The following is a 757-nucleotide window of genomic DNA, read 5'->3' as shown; positions in this document are numbered from 1 at the left end:
CCAAAACAACTCCGAGTTGTAAGGTTAAGACTCTCGGTTCATTAGTATCAGTTAGCTCAATGTATCACTACACTTACACACCTGACCTATCTACGTCTTAGTCTCAAACGGACCTTACTGAATCTCTTCAGGGAAAACTCATCTCGAGGCTAGTTTCGTGCTTAGATGCTTTCAGCACTTATCTATTCCGCACGTAGCTACCGGGCAATGCAATTGGCATCACAACCCGAACACCAGCGGTGCGTTCACTTCGGTCCTCTCGTACTAGAAGCAAACCCTCTCAATTTTCCTACGCCCATGGCAGATAGGGACCGAACTGTCTCACGACGTTCTAAACCCAGCTCGCGTACCACTTTAAACGGCGAACAGCCGTACCCTTGGGACCTACTTCAGCCCCAGGATGTGATGAGCCGACATCGAGGTGCCAAACACCGCCGTCGATATGAACTCTTGGGCGGTATCAGCCTGTTATCCCCGGAGTACCTTTTATCCGTTGAGCGATGGCCCTTCCATTCAGAACCACCGGATCACTATGACCTACTTTCGTACCTGCTCGAGCCGTCACTCTCGCAGTCAAGCTAGCTTTTGCCATTGCACTAACCTCCTGATGTCCGACCAGGATTAGCTAACCTTCGTGCTCCTCCGTTACTCTTTGGGAGGAGACCGCCCCAGTCAAACTACCCACCAGACAGTGTCCCTTACCTCGATTCAGAAGTACAGGTTAGAACATCAAACATTAAAGGGTGGTATTTCAAGG

The 757-nt window shown here is 50.1% G+C and carries 1 rRNA gene; it reads right to left on the bottom strand.

Annotated elements, in window-relative coordinates:
• Window positions 1-20: 20 nt before the first annotated feature.
• A 23S ribosomal RNA gene (locus J3U42_RS12295) occupies window positions 21-757 on the bottom strand; the annotation flags it as partial.

Source organism: Gilliamella sp. B2923, assembly GCF_026536565.1.
Classification (GTDB): domain Bacteria; phylum Pseudomonadota; class Gammaproteobacteria; order Enterobacterales; family Orbaceae; genus Gilliamella.
The sequence above is the reverse complement of the archived record's forward strand: the minus strand, read 5'-3'. Positions and strand labels throughout refer to the sequence as shown.